Genomic DNA, 19,344 nt, shown 5'->3' with positions numbered 1-19,344 from the left:
GTGTCACTGCGGTTTGTCGTTACGAACTATTATCGTCTTGGAGTGCGTATTTCACGCTGGCTGCCAGTACATCAGCACCGATTTTAATAACGCGCCGGTCAAATGTCATATTCGGATGATGAAGACCTGGAACGAGATCCGAGCCAAGGCCCATCATGGCTGCTTTAATATGAGGACGTTTAATGGTATAAAAGTGGAAATCATCACTTCCCGGTGTGATGAGCGGTTCAGCAAGCGCTTCGCTTCCGGCCACTTTGATAATCCCTTTGCGCAAAAATGCTTCCGCATCTTTTGATACTTCTGCTGCCGGCGTGAAATCCATCCATTCATAATCAATCTTCACTTCATAAAGCAAGCTAATTTGTTCAATTTTATGTTCAATGGCTTTTTGGAGTTCCAGCAAAATCTTATTTCTCTGTGCACGTACATCTAGACCAAACTTACCTGATCCAGGAATGATATTTAAACTTTGTCCGCCCGCTTCCAGACGCGTCATTTTCGCCGAATACGGTTCAAAAGGTGAAAAGTTGATTGTATGCAATTGACGGCTGAGTGAAGACATGACTTCAATGGCATTCACACCTTGATATGGCCGGGCACCATGCGCATCATCGCCGATTACTTTTCCGTTTAAAAACGCAACCGCCCCGTGATAAACAGATGGCGCGATTTTCCCGAATGGAACTTCTTCAATCGGCCGGAGATGCATACCGAATAAATAATCGACATCATCGACGACACCTTTACTAACCATTTTTAAGGCGCCGGTGCCTGTCTCTTCAGCAGGTTGGAAAATAAACCGGACCGTTCCCTGTGTGATTTCTTCTTTTAATTTCAACAACGCTCCAATAACAATCGACATATGTGCATCGTGTCCACACGAATGATTGGCGCGGAACTCTCCATTCACTTGTTGCCAGAGCGCATCAATATCTGCGCGTACAGCGACAACAGGAGATCCGGTGCCAATTTCGGCAATGAGTCCGGTGCAGTCATCAAATGTGTACGAGCGGACACCTTCACTTTGTAACAATCGCGAAATATAAGCTGTCGTTTTTGTTTCCTTCCAGCTTATTTCTGGATGTGCATGCAAATGTTCGAAAATCTCAAGCAGTCTATTTTCAAATATTATGTCCGTTTGAGCCATCGCAAGCCCTCCCCCGGTAATTCTTTCTCTATAGTATAAGCCAAAACAATGCGTTTGGCTTGGGAAATCACTGAAAATCCTTATCTTTTTCCTTTTAATAAGAAAAAACTAATAAAAACAGCTGGTAAAGCGATGATCGCCATTCCTAAAAATGACAGATGCGGAGAAATTTCATATAAATATCCGGCCCCAAATGTTAAGATGGCAACGCTTAGTCCCATGCCAAGAGAGGAATATACACCTTGGGCAGCTGGAATTTCTGATGAATCGAATTCTTCATATAATAATCGGATAAAAGCGTAATGAGCGAGCCCGAATGTTAACGCATGAAATAATTGAGCGAACATGTAAACTGCAACGGATGGAAATAAAAACATAATCGTCCACCTAATGACAGCGGCGATCGCCGCACCGAAAAACATCGCGGGAACACTCGTATGACGTAAAAAGCGATCGGCTACATTAAAAAAGAGAATTTCAGCTGCAACAGCAATATTTAAAATGACCCCGATCCAGATACTGTCTACACCGAGATGCTGCAAGTATAGAACACCATAATTGTAATAAGCGGCATGAGCACCTTGGATTAAGACGCAAATGATGAGTGCTGTCACAAATCGTTTTGAACGAAATAGACGCCGAAACGGAAGGCGCCGCAAGTCATCGTGTTCACGGAGCGCAGGCGGCGTATAATAAAACGCTGTAGCAATCATAAACAGCGTACTAGCAATCAAAACATATAAAATGGCCGAATCGGTAAAAATAGCGGTTGCGATACCGATGAATAGTACGGCGGCTATGTAGCCGATCGACCCCCATGAACGGCTTTTTCCGTAATGAATGCGGTCTGTTTTCATTAACAATGCACCCATGCTGTCCGCCATTGGCATGATAATCGGATAAATAAAGTTAAATAAAATCATGACAATGAAGAGCGCTATATAGCCGGAAGCTGGAATGAATAGCATGGCCGTTAAGGCGGTAATGATGGTAAACCATTTTAATAGGGTACCTGCTGGATATTTTGCACTGAGTGCCGGATAGGCAAAAAAAGTGGAAACGGCTCTGACAAGAAATCCGACTGCAATGAGCGAAGAGGCCGCTTCAACGGTCATCTCTTTTTCAGAAATAAGCCAAGCGTTCCAATAGGGCAGGAAAACACCCCATGAAAAGTAAAAAGCGAAATATGTGATTGAGAGCCAAAACTGTGCTTTATAAATCATGTCATCTTCCTTTTTTATCGCAGAGTAACGGGCAGTAAAACCTCATCGATGAAAGTTTCACTACTTGCCATTATAGCGAAAAATAATCAATACGCGGGCACAAAATGAAAAAACAGTCCTGACATTCATCGTCAGAACTGTTCCTATTGAACAGATAAATGGGCTTTAATCATCGAGGCGATCGCTTTTACATGCTTGTCACGCTCTTTTTGGTTCATGTTTGATAAGCGGTACAATTTGCTTCTTGTTGGGTGGGACACGCCTAGGATTTGTTTTCGGTAATGTCTCAATAATTCATTCAATGGCATATATGGAACCCCTTCAAAAAGTTTGTTCATTTTAACCATAACGGTATTTCAAGTTAGAGAGCGTTGAACGTTCCGAATAGGAATAAAATAAACTATGCCGAAAAGAGATGAAAAAAAACGAAGGAAGTCGGAGGAATTTGTCGAAATGGTAGATGTTACGTATTATGTGAGCATGGAGGACTAGATATGGATGGGTCTAAGGATTGTAGAGATGGATTACTTGTTTTTTCAACGAAAGAAAATGCAGAATGCTGCATTCGATTAATGACATTGTTTAAAGAAAACGCCGTTATTGATGCAGAATTTATGAAACCTTCTTATGACATGGAACGTGAATGGTTGCTTGGGGAAAAAGGTACAATTAAAATTACAGCATCCGAAAATGGTAATTGGAAAGAATTATTGATCCATTATTGCCTGAAGGAAGGAATCATTACAGTTATTGCTATCAAACCATCTTATTTATCTGTTAGAACAATATCTTCTATTGCCAGCCAGTTTTTTATTCGAAAAGGGAATATGCTTCAGTTTTTAGCTGTTCGGTCTATTGGTGAAAGTATCCTATTTAAAAATAAGACTGTTCGTACTGTTTCAATTTATACAAAATAATCAAAGGCAGCCGGCTTTTTTTAGGGGCTGCTTTTTCATTTTGTTATAATGAAAAGAAGATAGTAAAGGGGTGGATAAAATGAAAAGAATTCCCGTTATTTTTTCACTGTTCGCAGTATTATGGTTGAGTGGCTGCTCGGGCCTAGCATCGCCTGCAGAACGGCTTGCGGAATATACGGCTGCCTGGAAGACAGGTGATTTAGACAACATGTACACGTATTTTTCAGCGGAAACGAAAAAAAACATGGATAAAGAAGAGTTTGTAGAACGGTATGAAAAATTGACGAACGACTTAGAAATCAAGTCGTCAGATATCGAATTGCCTGATGAAGAAGACGTTCAAAAAGATAATGAACAAACGGCACGGCTTTCTTTTTCAGCAAAAATCAGCACGATCGCAGGCGATATCCCCTTTGAAAAAGAAGCGGTTATGAAGCTGGAAGAAACGGAAGAAGGGAAAGCTTGGGTGATCGACTGGGATCCGTCCTACTTTTTGCCTAAGCTTGAAGAAGGTGATAAAGTACGAATTCAAACATTGAATGGGGAGCGTGGCCGCATTTTTGACCGGAATGGAAGCTCACTCGCTGTAAATGGAACAGCGGTACAAATCGGTGCGACAGCGGGAGAAATGGATGACAAAGGGAAACAGCAGCTCGCTCAATTGCTTTCGCTTTCGGTGGAAGAAATCAATAAACAGTTGACGCAAAGCTGGGTGCAGGACGGTTATTTTGTTCCGCTAAAAACGGTAGCAGAAAAAGAAGAAGCACTCATTGAAAAAGCAAAAGCTATCCAAGGAGCAACGGCATCAGCTAAAGCGGTACGTGTCTATCCGTACGGAGCAGCGGCTGCCCATTTGACGGGTTATGTGGGCGATGTGAATGCGGAAGAGATGAAAGAAAATAAAGGCGAGTATAAAGAAGGCGACCAAATAGGCAAACGCGGTCTTGAACAGCTTTTTGAAAAAAAACTTCGTGAAACAGACGGTGTACAAATTTTTATTGAAAAAGAAAAACAAGAACCAATCGTTATCGCGAAAACAGAGCCGCAAAATGGCCAGGACATGCAGGTGACGGTCCATGCAGAACTGCAAAAGCTGCTATACTCAGAAATGGCAGGAGCGGCAGGGACAGCATCAGCAGTCGATCCAAAAACGGGAGAAGTACTTGCGATCTTGTCATCTCCATCATTTGATCCGAATGAATTTGCGCGCGGTATTGCCGGTGATCGGTATACAGAGCTGCAGGATGATCCGCTTCAGCCATTGTTAAATCGGTTTGTAGGAGCATATTCTCCAGGTTCAACTATTAAACCGATTACAGCCGCTGTAGCGATGAAAGCAGGTAAGCTTGATCCAACAGCGGGTAAAGTAATTGAAGGGCTTCAGTGGCAAAAGGATTCATCATGGGGCCAATACCGCGTCACACGAGTCAGTACATCGACAGCACCTGTTACGTTAGAGTCAGCACTCGTCGCATCGGATAATATTTATTTTGCGATGGCAGCCCTTGATACAGGTGCTGAGCAGATGAAAAGCGGACTGCAAGCATTCGGATTCGGTGAAGAGTTTCCATTTGAGTATCCCCTGCGAGATTCACAGCTTTCCAACAGTGGTGAATTTGATAGTGACATCATACTTGCGGATACCGGATATGGACAAGGTGAAGTATTAACAAGTATGACTCATCTCGCATCAGCGTATGGTCCGTTTTTAAACGGAGGCACGATGATGAAACCTGTATTGCTTATGGGTGAAGAACCATCTGTCTGGAAGAAAGAACTTGTCACAGAAGAACAGGCAGCGCTCATTCAAAAAGGACTTCGCGGTGTTGTCGAAAAAGGAACAGCGAAAGCGGCAAACATAGAGGGAATGTTGATTTCCGGAAAAACAGGTACAGCTGAAATAAAAGCAGAACAAGGTACGACTGGCAAAGAAAATGGTCTATTTGTTGCTTATGATGCGAATCGGCCCGATTTCGTTCTTGCGATACACGTAGAGGATGCAGCCGAACAGGGCGGCAGTAAATTAGCTGTCGATAAAGCGGCCGGTTTGTTTTTAAAATGGAAAGATCATCAATAATTATGAAAATAAAGGGTAATTAATGAAACTATGTGCCTTATTTCGGCAAATTAAGAAGGAATTATATGAAAAAAAATGAAATTGTGTCGATAAGTATATAGAAATGTATGTAGAAAGCGGGGAGCGATTGAATGAATAAAACGGTTGTTTCGTTAACGACTGCGGCCTTTATTTCGACAGGGGCGGCAGCCGTTGCGGAAGCTTCAGAACTGTACACAGTAAAAGAAGGAGACACGCTATTCAGCATCGCCAATCAGTATAAAATCACCGTCGTTCAATTGATGGAAATGAATGAATTATCGTCTGATCGTCTTTCAATTAATGATGAACTGATTGTGTCAGAAGAAAAACAGGGGGAAGAGACATCTGCGGCAATTGAAACAGAACGAGCAGTAGAAGAACAGGAAGCGGTAACGAATGAACAGATAGAAGAATCAACGGTCGTATCAGCAGCAGCTGTTTCTACGTATACGGTCAAAAGCGGTGATTCACTCGGCTTGATCGCCTCCCGTTATAAAACAAAGGTTGCCTCATTGAAGCAGCTGAACGGTTTAAAGTCGGATGCGATTTATGTCGGTCAAAAACTGAAAGTGAGCGGCACAGCACCAAAACCGACGACGAGTAAACCGTCTACAACGACAACATCGACCAGCACGTATATAGTGAAAAGCGGTGATTCACTCGGTGTGATCGCGTCTCGCTATAAAACAACGGCTGCCTCATTGAAACAGCTAAACGGCTTAACATCAGATGTGATTTATGTCGGCCAAAAGCTGAAAGTGAGTGGAGAAGGGGCAACGACAAGCCCGACGACAAGCAAACCATCAACAACCACGACGACAACGGGCACATATGTGGTCAAAAGCGGTGATTCACTCGGCTTGATCGCGTCCAGCTATAAAACAACAGTTGCCTCATTGAAGCAACTGAACGGCTTAACATCGGATGTGATTTATGTCGGCCAAAAGCTGAAAGTAAACGGAAAATCAACACCGTCGACAAGTAAACCATCAACGACTGTTCCTTCTACAACAGGCGGCACATACATAGTGAAAAGCGGAGACTCCCTCAGTATTATTGCTTCTCGAAATGGAATGACCGTGTCGGCGTTAAAACAAATGAACGGCTTGAAGTCAGACGTTATTTTTGTTGGTCAAAAGTTAAAAGTCGCAGCTGGTTCAAAAGATGGAACAACAACGGAACCGGTAAACGTTGGCAATCCGTCTTCTTCCGGTTCTTATTCGAGTTCGGGTCTGCTTCGTATAGCCAATTCAATGCTCGGTGTTCCGTACGTATGGGGCGGTTCATCATCGTCAGGCTTTGACTGCAGTGGATTCATTTATTATGCATACAAACAGGCGGGGAAAAGCGTGACTCGAACGAACACCGAAGGATTTTACAGCCGTTCATACGAAATTTCGAGCCCGAAAGCAGGCGACCTCGTTTTTTTCAGTAACACTTATAAGAAAGGTATTTCCCATATGGGTATATACATAGGCGGAAATCAATTCATTCATGCAAGTTCTTCGCAAGGGGTTACGGTGTCAAGCTTGGACAATTCTTATTTCGCTTCCAAGTTTGATAGTTTTAAACGATTCTATTAAAAAAACGGCCTATCATCTCGATGGGCCGTTTTTTCATCGTTTCATCATCTCTATCTTTTTATGAATCTCTGCCAGATGACTGTCGATATTTTCTTTCGTGATATAAATGCCAAATGAAGATTGAGCATTAGGTCCTTCATTGATACGTTCAGCTATTTTGTCACCGACTTCTGGATAAAAATGATGGCCGTCAAAATAATTTGTTAAATCATTGGTAATCTCGTTCGGATACATAAAGTTATAGACGCCGCCGAACACGTCGACAACATCGTGCAGCCACTGTTCATAATCGTCCAACTGGCCTTCTTCGACGAGCGTTTGAAAAAGAGCCATTGAAATCGGTGTTGTGTATACGATCGTTTCCACATCTGGATGACGATCTGTGAAAATCGTTAAATACTCTTTATAGCGCGGGTTATATACGTAATTTGAACCGTAAAACTCTTCTTTGAAGCGCTCGATTTTTTCGGCAGTATTCGCGTTCCGTTCTTCGTCTGAAATGTAACGGGCAAACGCAACGTTGTCATGATTGTAGGCACGTTCTGCCAGCACTTTATTTGCGAGCGACATCCGGAGGTTTTTAATGGAGTACCGGAATGAATCGATCGAGAACACAGTTTTTACCCGATAAAGCGGGTCGTCGAGTTTTTTTTCATAGTTTACGAGTGAAACAGGGCGTTCGCTTTCTTGTACGGATGATTTAAAGAAATCGAGACCGATGATGACCCGTTTAATCGGCTGGTCGCTCTGTCGCTTGGCAAATGCGAGAAACGTGTCGTATTCACGAATAGACAGGTTATTTACCGAAAAATTGTAGACGTTCATATTCGTAAACTTGTTTTGATTAATATAGGTGGAGCGGCTCGAACCTAGTAAAATTGTATCGTATGAAAAAGGTTGGAAAAACATGCGACTTGTTTTTTGCTGGCGTTCGTCAATGACACTTTGATAATCATTAAACTTATGTTTTTGATTAAACGTCCAGAGTGGGTCCATCACGTAATTAAATGACACGATCGTTGTCAATACAAGGCAGACGATCGTGGAGAAAATCAGGATGAATTGTCTCGACTGGTTCAAGCTCATCACACCTTAAAAGTTGAAATAGAGAAACTCGGACACTTGCTGAAGGCGTGTGGCCGAGTAGATAAATAGACAGGCCGTCGTAACAGCAATCCATCGCTTCGGTGTAAAATCATCACGCAGCTGAATTGAATTTTTGGCAAATAAGACGATGAACAGCGTAATGATCGTCCAGATGGCGATTTCAATAAAGGGCGCCCCAAGTTCGAAGCGGAAAAGAAGTACACTGCCGATCGGCAAATCGAGGAATTCAATGAACTCTTTTGGCAAAAGTACACCGTTGAATCCAGCCATACTGCGGAGAACCAAGACGGCTGTCTGCACGTCCGGCGACCGAAAAAATACCCAGGATAGATGGACGAACAAAAACGTTAACAGCCAGGCGATAGGTTTAGATAATGCTCGTCCTGAAGATGCCCAAGCCCGGTTCACCATACTTGCGACCCCATGCATTACTCCCCATATAATAAACGTCCATCCGGCACCGTGCCAGAAGCCGCTGATGAGAAAGACGATGAAAATATTGAGATATGTGCGTGTGCGTCCTTTCCGGTTGCCGCCAAGCGGAATGTAAATGTACTTAGTTAAAAAGTTGGATAGTGTCATATGCCAGCGCCGCCAGAAATCTTGAATGCTTGTCGCTTTATATGGTGAAAAAAAGTTGCGCGGCAAATGAATGTTAAAGAGCAGAGCTGCCCCAATTGCCATATCGGAGTAGCCACTGAAATCAAAGTATAGCTGGAATGTATACGCAAGTGTTGTCAGCCAGCTGTCGACGAATGTGAGTGATTCTGACATGGCGTAGCCTTTATTTGCCCATACGGCAAATGTATCAGCAATGACGACTTTTTTAAATAAGCCGATGCTGAAGACGAATAGCCCGAGCGCAACGTTTTTCGATTGAAAGCGCCGAATGTCCGACGATTGAAACTGACCCATCACTTGACTGTGATGCACGATTGGGCCTGCAATCAGCTGAGGGAAAAATGTAACAAACAGCGAATAATTCAAAAAGTTATACTCGCTTGTTTCTTTCCGGTATGAATCGACAAGATAGGCAATTTTTTGGAATGTGTAAAAACTGATCGCCAGCGGCAGCAGTAAATTTTTTAATTCGATATTTGCATCAAAAAGAAAATTCATACTTTCCGCAAAAAAGTCGTAATATTTAAAGTAGCCGAGCAACGCGACATTAAAAAGAATACCGAGCGTCAACAGTGTTTTGCGGCGTGAATCTGAATGATTTTTGTTAAGGTAATTGCCGATCAAAAAGTTAACAGCAAGCGACAGTAAAATAAGCGGCAAGTAAGCGGGGTTCCAGTAGCCGTAAAAAAAGAATGAGCTGATAAGAAGCCAACTTTTTGCTATAGTAAAATTCCATTTGTTCAACAGAAAATAAATAATGAGAACGATAGGCAAAAAGAGAAAAATAAATTCAAAAGAATTAAAAATCATTGGGTCTCCTCCAGAGAGAAACGATTAACGACAGCGTTAATAATACTATATTTTATTTTTTTCGACAATAAGGCAGTAGATGTGAAAAATTCAGTAAATAAATAGTTGTAAGTCGATAAAAATATGGTAAAATAAACATGTAGTTTCCGTTTTGTATGTAAAATAACTCGTTTGCAAGAATATGGTTGGTAAAAAGCTGTGAGCATCTGTCCATATGGCGGATGCTTTTTCTAGTTTTAAATAAAAAATCCGGCGAAAACTCGCCGGATTTTTTATATTTGTGTTACGTGTACACTCCATTTTGATAAATCAGGTTTTTCTTTCTTAATAAGAGAAGCAGGGAATATAAATGTCCATGGTTTTGTCGTATTGGCACGCACTTCAAGATTGCCGACATTAAACTGACCTTCAGCTATAGTATCCCGGGCCGCATCGATAAGTTTCAGCGGCAGCTTTTCAATGTTCACATTCCGCTCGTATCCGTTACGGATCAACAATGAAATATTGAGGTTTCCATTTTCAAGAAAACGAGCGTTTAAACCGGTAAAATTCAATTCATCTTTTTGTGGGGCACCTAGTTTTTCGACCAATTCTTCAAGTTTTTCTTTTTCAGAAGTTGGGAGAGACTCCTCCCATTTTGGATCTAGGTCCAGCTTATGTTTCCGTGACGTTAAATCAAACGCGATCAACCAGTTTTCTTTGCCGAGTGCCACCTGTTCATTAACAGAAGCGGAAGGAAATACAAACGTCCACGGACGGCTTGAATCAGCCGGCAGTGCGCCGAGCTCGTTTAACTGAAAGGTGTGGCGTGCTTTTAATTCGTTTTTTTCATTCAATAAAAGCAATGAGACGTCGTCTCCCAGCGAGATCTCTTTTTCGACCGTGTTGCGGACAAATGCGGATACGGCCAGCCCAGTCGACTGTTTTGTCCATTCGATTCCAGACAGTGATAATTGATTCCGTTTTAACGACGGCAGCTCATTGTTTAAAAATTGGAGCACATACATTTGTTCTTTTGGTACAGTAGTGGATGGATGAAGTGAAAGAGCCGTCGTTACTTCTTCTTCACTAGACGCTGCTGCATCACCGGTAATTTCACCGGCGGATATCGCATTTTCACGTCCATCATTTTTCAGATCGGTATCGAGCTTTTCTTTTCGTTTAAAAAAAGACAGCATAGCGGTTATTTCTCCTTTTTCGTCAATTCGTTTAACAGTGCAGCGGTTTTGACAGAAATATCACGAAGCAGATCGCGGTACGTATTTTGGAATAACTGCAATCCTTCACGTGAATAAATACGAATTGGATCTTCTTGCTGATACTGTCGGAGGCCGATACCTTCTTTCAAGCGTGTCATCTGTTCAAGATGCTGAACCCAATGATGATCAATGCTGGAAATCATAATTCGCCTCACAAAATCATCCCATTTTGGATCGTACTGTTCTTGCAGCCATTCAATATGCGGCTCAGTCACAGATTCGACAGCTGAAACAATTTCTTTTACATGAGAGGGCTCTTCAGGAAGAGGTACGGCACGTCCGCCAAACATCGCCTGCAAATGACCGGATAAAAGATCAATTTTCCATTCTTCAGAAGACACGTCATCAGTGCAATGAAAGTCAATTTCTTCGCGGATAGCCCGTTTAATGATATCGATAAGACGCTCCTGTTGCGTATCATCCTCAATAATAGCGTTTCGAAGACCGAAAATAACGCCGCGCTGTTCATTAATCACATCATCGAGTTTTAAGTTGTACTCACGCATCGCAAAGTTGGAACCTTCAACGATACGCTGCACACGGTCCACGAATTCAAGCATCTTTTTATATAATACAAGTCCATCTTCATTCGTTTGCAGTTTTTTCTCAAGCTTCACGAGGTCGTCTTTTGCAAAACGACGGAACATATCATCTTCAAGTGAAATAAGAAATTCACTTGCTCCAGGATCTCCCTGGCGACCAGATCGGCCTTTTAGCTGATTGTCAATTCGGCGGCTTTCATGTCGTTCTGTTCCGAGCACATACAGCCCGCCAAGTTCAGGAACTCCCGTGCCGAGTAAAACATCGGTCCCGCGGCCGGCCATATTCGTGGCAATGGTGATGTGACCACGTTGGCCAGAGCGGGAAATGAGCTCGACTTCCTGTTCAACGCTTTTTGCATTTAACAGTTCAAATGAAAGACCAGCTTTTGTGAAGTAATCGGCGATTTTTTCTGACTGTAAAATGGATGTTGTCCCGACGAGAACAGGTTGTCCTGTTTGGTGACGTGATATGACTTCAGCCGTCACCGCTGCATATTTTTCTTCTTTTGTCCGATAAATACGGTCCGGCATATCTACGCGCTGAATAGGGCGGTTTGTTGGCACTTTAAATACTTGCATATTGTATACTTCAAGCAGTTCTTTTTCTTCTGTTTTCGCCGTTCCTGTCATACCAGATAAAAATGGATACATACGGAAATAGTTTTGAATGGTAATTGATGCCTGTGTTTTATTTTCATCTGTAATTTCCAGATTTTCTTTTGCTTCAATTGCTTGATGAAGACCGTCACTTAGCGTGCGTCCTTCCATTGTCCGGCCCGTAAACATATCGACGAGCAAAATGGCACCGTCTTTCACGATATAATCAACGTCGCGCTCAAACATGACATGGGCGCGGACGGCTTGAATCATGTAGTGATACAGTGTTTGATGTTCAATTTCATATAGGTTATCAACGCCGAACGCTTTTTCTACTTTTTCAATCCCTTTATCGATCAGGCTGACTGCTTTCGTTTCATCATCGAGTTGATAATCTTCATCACGGATGAATCGTTTTGCGACACGAGCGCCAATATAATGAAGATCGGCTGCCGGGGGCATTTTGCCGGCAATGATGAGCGGCGTTTTCGCTTCATCAATTAATACGCTGTCCACTTCATCAATGATGGCGAAATGATAGGGACGCTGTACACGCTGTGAAGGATGCCAAACCATATTGTCGCGCAAATAATCGAAGCCGAATTCCGTTCCGACACCGTATGTAATATCTGCTCCGTATGCGGCCTGTTTTTCAGAAGGATCCATCATCGGCAAATTCAAGCCGACAGAGAGACCAAGAAATTCATGAAGAGGCCCAATCGTATCATGGTCGCGTTTGGCTAAATATTCATTGACCGTAATAATATGAACGCCTTTTCCTTCGAGTGCGCGCAAATAACTCGGCAATGATGCGACAAGTGTTTTCCCTTCACCGGTCGCCATTTCGGCAATATTTGCATCTGTCAGCACAAGTCCGCCGATTAGTTGTACGTCGTAATGTCGCATGCCGAGAACACGTCTGGCAGCTTCACGGACTACAGCAAATGCTTCTACTTTAATGTCATCAACGGATGCGCCGCCTGCCAGCTTTTCTTTAAACTCGGCTGTTTTTCCGCGCAGCTGCTCATCGGTCAGTCCAGCTATTGTTGATTCCAGTTCATTAATGAGATCGACTGTTTTTGTATATGATTTAATCTGCCGGTCTCCGGCACTTTTTTTTCGAAATAACGAGACCATTTTCTTATTCACTCCTCGGAGAACTTTCGGTCACCTTATCTTATCAAAAGACGAACTAAAAGAAAATATAAGGTTCTTTTTCTTCATTTTGATGGATATAAAATGCTTTTACCTTTATAATTATTGAAGTTAAGATGAAATTGTAAAAAAATCGTTTTACAAAATATATATAAAGATGCTTCTGAATGAACAGAGGGAGGAAAATATGGTTTTACTTGCCTTTATCATTTGCGTGCTGGCATCGATTGCGATCACGCCACTCGTAAAAAAGTTTGCCGTTGCCATTGGAGCTGTTGATAAGCCAAACTACCGGAAAGTGCATCAGCGGATTATGCCGCGCATGGGAGGTTTGGCAATTTTTATCAGCTTCTTAATTGGCATGGTTGTACTGCGCCCAACTGCACCATTTGAACAGCCGCTGATCAATCCAGCCATTATTATCGGGAGCATTGTTATTATTTTAACAGGTGTTCTTGATGATCGGTTTGAGCTTTCAGCGAAAGTGAAGCTGGCGGGACAGCTGCTTGCGGCACTCGTTGTCGTTGTGTATGGCGGTGTACAAATTAACTTCGTCAACTTGCCATTCGGCGGAACGATTGAATTTGGATACTTGAGTATTCCACTGACCATTTTATGGATTGTGGCAATTACGAACGCGATTAACTTAATTGACGGTCTCGATGGGTTAGCTGCAGGTGTTTCCACAATTGCGCTGTTAACAATTAGCTTGATGGCCTTTATGAAAGGCGATCTGTACGTGATGAGCGTGGCGTTAATTGTCGCAGGAAGTGCGATTGGCTTTTTGAAATATAACTTTCATCCGGCAAAGATCTTTATGGGAGATACCGGAGCACTGTTTCTTGGCTTCATCATCAGTGTTCTGTCGTTGCTCGGATTTAAAAACATCACGTTCGTCTCGTTGATCATTCCGATTATCATTCTTGGCGTACCGATTTCAGACACCATTTTTGCGATTATCCGCCGGAAGCTGAACAATCAGCCAATTTCCGCACCGGATAAGTCTCATTTACATCATTGCCTGCTTCGGACAGGCTATACACATAAACAAACGGTGTTAATTATTTATGCGATTGCGATGATGTTCGGGCTCGCAGCGATTATCTTCTCCATGGCGAAAGTATGGGGAGCCATTATCTTGATCGGAGTCATTACACTAGCGATTGAACTGTTCGTTGAAAGTGTTGGCTTAATTGGCAACGATTATAAACCGCTTTTGAATTTTGTTAAGGGCGGTACGAAAAAGAATTTATGAATGAAAAAATCCCGCTGACCAGAATTGGTTCAGCGGGATTTTTTCATTCATATGTTGATTCTTCGTCTGTACTGTATGTGCCGGCTTCTTCTGAGCTGCTTTCATCGGAGGCAACAGAAGAATCTATACCAAGGTGACGCTGCAGTTTTCCTTTTATGACGTCAAGTTCTGTTTCATCAGGGCGGTAAATGTAGGCACCGGAGCTTGTGAAATCATCTGTACCAGCAAGTGTGAGTGAGTCATAATTGATATGACCGTTTTTACCATATTCAATCAGTGATTTCATTTCACTGAATGTCATATTTGTCTTCATGTTTGATCCAATGGCTTCTAAAATTTCATCGTATTTCGTGATGGAATTCAACGATAACGCTTTTTTGACGGTCGCCTGTAAAATAGCTTGTTGGCGTTTGCCGCGCTCAATGTCGTTATCATATTTACGTGTACGCGCCAGAGCAAGAGCTTCTTCGCCATCTAATTTTTGAACGCCAGGCTCTAATTTAATTTCTCCGTGAATATCGTTGGAATTCTTTTCTTCAATTTCAAATGGAACGTCCATTTTAATCCCGTCTAAAGCATCGACAACATCAACGAATGCATAAAAGTTCATGCGTACGTAGTAATCGACCGGAACGTCAAGCAGTTCTTCAACCGTTTCCATTGTTGAAAGAGGTCCACCTGTTGCATGTGCATGGTTGATTTTATAGTAATCACTAAGGTCTGGAACATACGCATAAGTATCACGAGGAATGCTTAACATTTTAATCGACTTATCTTCTATATTCAAAGTAGCTAAAACGAGTGCATCGGTTCGCGTGTTCGTACCGTAGTCACGATTGACGTTATCATCAATCCCCATGAAAAGAATAGAAATATTGTCTTCAAGCGGGTGAACGTCTGCATCGCGTAAGTCTGATTTAACACGCCCTTCATCCGAATAAGAATCAGTAAAAACCGTCTCGGCTTTCTTATGCAAGTTTGCCGTATATCCTGCCGCCGTAAATCCAACAAGTAAAACAGGGATAAAAAAGGCGTAAAAGAAAATGCGTCGCTTTTGCGTTTTCCGGCGCCGTCGTCCGGATCGTTGATTAGTTGAAGCCATATATTTTCTCCTTTTAATGGTTATTTCTTTTTTGAATTTGAAAACAAAGCTATTCTATATTCTACTATGAAACGACAATTCCGTAAAATTTTTTATTCATTTATGTTTATTTCTGTATATAAAACGTCACCTTCTGTGAAAATAGCTTGTCCATTCGTCAATTCCGTCATTTTTTCACAAAAAACAGTAACATCTTGCTCTTCAACAAAAACATCTACATTTACATTCTCTGCATAATGTATTTCTTTTATTCGATAAATAGAGGTATGCAGCTCATTTTCAATTTTCCCAAGCCATGTGTAGTCAATCGATACGGTCATAATTTTCATAAGGCGGCGCTCGACAATACCGATCGCATTCAGCCCTTCGGACGCTGTTTTTCCGTACGCACGAATTAAACCACCAGCACCAAGTTTAATGCCGCCAAAGTAACGGGTGACTACAATCACGGTGTCTTTGAGTCCACGCTTTTTAATGACTTCTAGAATAGGTACACCAGCCGTACCAGACGGCTCTCCGTCGTCGTTTGCCTTTTGAATTTGATCGTGTTCCCCGATCATGTAAGCAGAACAGTTATGTGTTGCATTCCAGTGTTGTTTTTTAATACGATCAATAAATATTAAGGCTTCTTCAACTGTTTCAGCCCGGCCTACATGAGCAATGAACCGTGACTTTTGAATATCCATTTCAAATTCACCGTAGCCTTTTACTGTTTTATAGGTAGATAGCAATTTATTTTCCTCCAATTTGTTTTATTTATAAAGAAATAGGGTATTAACTATTGTTCATTATCGTAAAGGAAAATAGTCTGGATGAAAAGCATCATGCCCGGAAATACTTTTAAACAAATCGTAAATAAACTTTAATGTTCGACATTTAATCTAATGATATAATGATAGTATCCTTCCCTGTGAGGTTTTCACCGGGTCTTTTTATCAGTGAATTAAAAAGAACTGCGTATTTTTTCCGCCTTCAAAAGATACAGTACTAAGGAAAATAGGCTGTGTCTTTTGAATAGGTATTTAAAAACCGGAGAAGGGATCATTTATGTCGATAAAAAATGCGGATACGAAACTGCTTGATACGATACTGGATAAAATGGTTGAAACGGTTGATGAAAGTAAAGATCAGATCTTTTCGATTGCTGAACAAAGCAGACGTGATTATGAAACGCTGATGACCGAGCTTGAACTCGTCAAAAGTCATATTCAATTTGCCCTTATTGAGCATGAAGAACTGGAAAGAAAAGTGAAAATGGCCCGTCATCGATTGTCTGAAGTAAGTCGGGATTTCTCTATTTATTCTGAGGACGTCGTGCGGGAAGCGTATGAAAAAGCGCATGATTTACAAATGCAGCTCATTGTGCTGCGTCAAAATGAAAAGCAGTTGTTGAACCGGCGCAATGACCTTGACCGTCGTTTACTATCGGTCCATACGACAATTGAACGGGCAGAACACCTCGTCTCACAAACGGCTGTTGTCCTGAATTATTTAACGCAGGACATGAAGCAATTTGGAAAGGCGCTTGAACAAGCTCAGTCGAAGCAGGCATTTGGTCTGCAGGTAATGGAAGCACAGGAAGAAGAGCGGAAGCGGCTTTCACGTGAAATCCATGATGGGCCAGCGCAAATGATGGCGAATCTCCTCGTACGTTCCGATTTAATTGAAAAAATATATCGAGAGTACGGAGTGGAAGAAGCGTTTAAAGAAATACGCGACTTAAAAAAAATGGTTCGATCTGCCTTATATGAAGTAAGGCGGATTATTTATGACCTCCGTCCGATGGCACTTGATGATTTAGGGTTAATACCTACCTTGAAAAAGTATTTAGCGACGGTTAATGAGTATAACCGGTCTGAATCTGCTAAGCCTGACATTCAATTCGTTAATATGGGGATGGATAAACGGCTTCCGACAAAACTCGAGGTAGCATTGTTCCGGCTTATTCAAGAATCTGTTCAAAATGCATTAAAACATGCCGATGCGTCGGTTATTCAAGTGAAATTAGAAATCAACAAAGAACATGTACTCGCTGTCGTGAAAGACAACGGAAAAGGATTTGTTGTAAGTGAAAAAAAATCAGGTTCATTTGGTATTATGGGGATGAAGGAGCGGGTTGAGCTTTTGGAAGGGGATATTACCTTTCATTCCAAACCGTCCGAGGGCACAGCTGTTTTAATTAGCGTGCCAGTGCTGAAGCAGACAACGATTTATAGGGGGAAAAGAGAATGACGACGAACATTATTATTATTGATGACCACCAATTATTCCGTGAAGGAGTAAAGCGTATTCTTGATTTTGAAGAAACGTTTGCTGTACTGGCTGAAGGAGACGACGGTGCTGAAGCACTTACACTCGTTGAAGAATATAAACCGGACGTTGTCATCATGGACATTAACATGCCGGAAGTAAACGGTGTAGAAGCCACACGTAAGCTGGTTGATAAATATCCGGACACGAAAGTCATCATTTTATCGATACATGACGATGAAAACTACGTGATGCATGCACTCCAATCAGGTGCGCTTGGCTATTTATTAAAAGAAATGGATGCGGAAGAGCTTGTCGAAGCAGTGAAAGTAGTCGCAGCAGGCGGATCGTATTTACACCCGCGCGTAACGCATAACTTGATTGTTGACTATCGCCGTTTATCAAATGACGATGGAAAAGGAAAAGGGTTCCAACAATCAGAGGTTGTCCGTCCGCTCCACTTATTGACGCGCCGCGAATGCGAAGTGCTTCAATTACTCGCAGACGGCAAAAGCAACCGTGGTATCGGTGAATCACTCTATATTAGTGAAAAAACCGTCAAAAACCATGTCAGCAATATCTTACAAAAAATGAACGTTAACGACCGCACACAAGCCGTCGTCACAGCCATCAAAAAAGGATGGGTTGAAGTACGCTAAGAAAAACCGTCCGCCGGGGCCAGACGTCCGGACCGTTTTTTTTACGGTTGTTCATGAAAAATGGCTCGCTCACCTAGGTTCGTCCAGCTGCATAAGATGGAAGGACGAAACTTAAAGGGGGAAATTGAGTAGTGAGTCCATATTACAACCATCCGTTTCGAGGGCCGTACCCATATTATGGCCGGCCACCGTATTATAACCGTCCGCCTTATTATGGCGGTTATGGTGTTTTTCAAAGTCCATTTATTGGCGGACTTTTCGGCGGCTTAGCCGGCAGTCTGCTCACACCAATCATTTACGGACGCCCGCCATACTATCCTTATTACTGAAAAACGGTTCGCGCCGGTTGAGCGCGGACTGTTTTTCTTTTACAATACATTATAGACAAAGAAAGGACGTGCAATGACGTTGACGTATAAATGGATAATAGCGCTGCTTCTGACCGGCACTCTACTTGCAGGCTGTAGTGACGACGAACAAGATGAAGCTGCCAACTCAGCAAGTGACGGTGAACCAGCAAACACGACTACACAGGAAACCCATACGGCTTCAGATGAACGAAAGAATGCAACGACTGCTGATGAAGAGTCAAATTCAATGGAAGAATCAAATACAAAAACAGAGAAAGTCCCGATTGAAGAAGCAGGAAACGTTCCAGCAGAAGAGAAAACCGCTATTTTAGCCGTGCTGGACAAGCAAGTCGAATCGTTTAATAATAAAGATATCGACGGCTACATGTCGACGATTTCTGAAACACCTGAATCATTTGATTACACAGAAGAAAAACTATACGTTCAAAAAGTATTCGAGACATTTAATGCGTCGATGACACCACTCAATCCGATGATCATTAAATACGACGAAGAAACGAAAACGGCTAACGTATTTATGAATATGAAATCCAAATCAAAAGATGTCAGCACTGGGAAAGAAGTGAGCCAGACGACGCGCCAGATTATGGTGTTTCAAAAAGAAGAAGCCGGATGGAAACAGATTTCGCTCTTCGCCATGGAATGATG

General features: G+C 42.2%; 17 protein-coding genes. 8 read left to right on the top strand and 9 right to left on the bottom strand.

Features of this window, described 5'->3' with window-relative positions:
• Positions 1-19 precede the first annotated feature (19 nt).
• From A3M5_RS0115430 to A3M5_RS25505, 3 genes are all read right to left on the bottom strand, one after another.
• A complete protein-coding gene (locus A3M5_RS0115430; RefSeq protein ID WP_018394681.1) occupies positions 20-1,147 on the bottom strand; it encodes a M20 peptidase aminoacylase family protein in 1,128 nt (375 codons plus the stop codon).
• Positions 1,148-1,227: 80 nt separating this feature from the next.
• Positions 1,228-2,370: a 3-phenylpropionate MFS transporter gene (locus A3M5_RS0115425; protein ID WP_018394680.1), complete on the bottom strand. Its 1,143-nt coding sequence runs from the start codon at positions 2,368-2,370 to the stop codon at positions 1,228-1,230.
• A gap of 143 nt (positions 2,371-2,513) precedes the next feature.
• A complete protein-coding gene (locus A3M5_RS25505) occupies positions 2,514-2,678 on the bottom strand; it encodes a hypothetical protein (protein WP_018394679.1) in 165 nt (54 codons plus the stop codon).
• A 186-nt stretch (positions 2,679-2,864) separates the two neighbouring features.
• Between A3M5_RS25505 and A3M5_RS0115410 the strand changes: the two genes are divergently transcribed.
• From A3M5_RS0115410 to A3M5_RS0115400, 3 genes are all read left to right on the top strand, one after another.
• The gene (locus tag A3M5_RS0115410; RefSeq protein WP_018394677.1) at positions 2,865-3,287 is read left to right on the top strand and encodes a hypothetical protein; all 423 of its coding nucleotides are present in this window, start codon (positions 2,865-2,867) and stop codon (positions 3,285-3,287) included.
• 79 nt (positions 3,288-3,366) lie between these two features.
• Entirely contained in the window at positions 3,367-5,364 is a 1,998-nt protein-coding gene (locus tag A3M5_RS0115405; RefSeq protein ID WP_018394676.1) for a penicillin-binding transpeptidase domain-containing protein, read from the top strand.
• A 131-nt stretch (positions 5,365-5,495) separates the two neighbouring features.
• A complete protein-coding gene (locus A3M5_RS0115400; protein ID WP_018394675.1) occupies positions 5,496-6,968 on the top strand; it encodes a peptidoglycan endopeptidase in 1,473 nt (490 codons plus the stop codon).
• Between the two features lie 33 nt (positions 6,969-7,001).
• On the opposite strand, the gene A3M5_RS0115395 is transcribed toward A3M5_RS0115400, so the two are convergent.
• From A3M5_RS0115395 to secA2, 4 genes are all read right to left on the bottom strand, one after another.
• Positions 7,002-8,048, bottom strand: a complete 1,047-nt coding sequence (locus tag A3M5_RS0115395; RefSeq protein WP_018394674.1) for a hypothetical protein — start codon at positions 8,046-8,048, stop codon at positions 7,002-7,004.
• Positions 8,049-8,060: 12 nt separating this feature from the next.
• Positions 8,061-9,506 carry an MBOAT family O-acyltransferase gene (locus A3M5_RS0115390; protein ID WP_018394673.1) on the bottom strand — a complete coding sequence of 482 codons (1,446 nt, stop codon included), beginning with the start codon at positions 9,504-9,506 and terminating at the stop codon, positions 8,061-8,063.
• A gap of 272 nt (positions 9,507-9,778) precedes the next feature.
• Positions 9,779-10,684, bottom strand: coding sequence for an accessory Sec system S-layer assembly protein (locus A3M5_RS0115385; protein ID WP_018394672.1), 906 nt, complete (start codon positions 10,682-10,684; stop codon positions 9,779-9,781).
• 5 nt (positions 10,685-10,689) lie between these two features.
• A complete protein-coding gene (gene secA2 / locus A3M5_RS0115380; RefSeq protein ID WP_018394671.1) occupies positions 10,690-13,041 on the bottom strand; it encodes an accessory Sec system translocase SecA2 in 2,352 nt (783 codons plus the stop codon).
• Between the two features lie 205 nt (positions 13,042-13,246).
• On the opposite strand from secA2, the gene A3M5_RS0115375 reads away from it, so the two are divergent.
• Positions 13,247-14,314, top strand: a complete 1,068-nt coding sequence (locus tag A3M5_RS0115375; protein WP_018394670.1) for a glycosyltransferase family 4 protein — start codon at positions 13,247-13,249, stop codon at positions 14,312-14,314.
• Positions 14,315-14,357: 43 nt separating this feature from the next.
• Here the strand turns inward: A3M5_RS0115375 and A3M5_RS0115370 are convergent, their stop codons facing one another.
• Both A3M5_RS0115370 and A3M5_RS0115365 read right to left on the bottom strand, forming a co-directional pair.
• A complete protein-coding gene (locus A3M5_RS0115370) occupies positions 14,358-15,416 on the bottom strand; it encodes an LCP family protein (protein ID WP_018394669.1) in 1,059 nt (352 codons plus the stop codon).
• A gap of 92 nt (positions 15,417-15,508) precedes the next feature.
• On the bottom strand, positions 15,509-16,147 hold the full coding sequence (locus A3M5_RS0115365) for a YigZ family protein (RefSeq protein ID WP_018394668.1): 639 nt from the start codon (positions 16,145-16,147) through the stop codon (positions 15,509-15,511).
• Between the two features lie 316 nt (positions 16,148-16,463).
• On the opposite strand from A3M5_RS0115365, the gene A3M5_RS0115360 reads away from it, so the two are divergent.
• From A3M5_RS0115360 to A3M5_RS23120, 4 genes are all read left to right on the top strand, one after another.
• Positions 16,464-17,648 (top strand): sensor histidine kinase, encoded by a 1,185-nt coding sequence (locus A3M5_RS0115360; RefSeq protein WP_018394667.1) that lies wholly within the window; start codon positions 16,464-16,466, stop codon positions 17,646-17,648.
• Positions 17,645-18,325, top strand: a complete 681-nt coding sequence (locus tag A3M5_RS0115355) for a response regulator (RefSeq protein WP_018394666.1) — start codon at positions 17,645-17,647, stop codon at positions 18,323-18,325. The genes A3M5_RS0115360 and A3M5_RS0115355 overlap by 4 nt, the downstream gene beginning before the upstream one ends.
• Before the next feature lie 131 nt (positions 18,326-18,456).
• Positions 18,457-18,654 carry a hypothetical protein gene (locus tag A3M5_RS0115350; RefSeq protein WP_018394665.1) on the top strand — a complete coding sequence of 66 codons (198 nt, stop codon included), beginning with the start codon at positions 18,457-18,459 and terminating at the stop codon, positions 18,652-18,654.
• A 79-nt stretch (positions 18,655-18,733) separates the two neighbouring features.
• On the top strand, positions 18,734-19,342 hold the full coding sequence (locus A3M5_RS23120; protein WP_155894726.1) for a Cif family virulence factor: 609 nt from the start codon (positions 18,734-18,736) through the stop codon (positions 19,340-19,342).
• The last annotated feature ends 2 nt before the right edge of the window (positions 19,343-19,344 follow it).

The organism is Bacillus sp. 37MA (assembly GCF_000372765.1).
Classification (GTDB): Bacteria; Bacillota; Bacilli; order Bacillales; family Domibacillaceae; genus Domibacillus; species Domibacillus aminovorans.
Note: the sequence above shows the minus strand (reverse complement) of the source record. Positions and strands in the feature narration are given on the sequence as shown.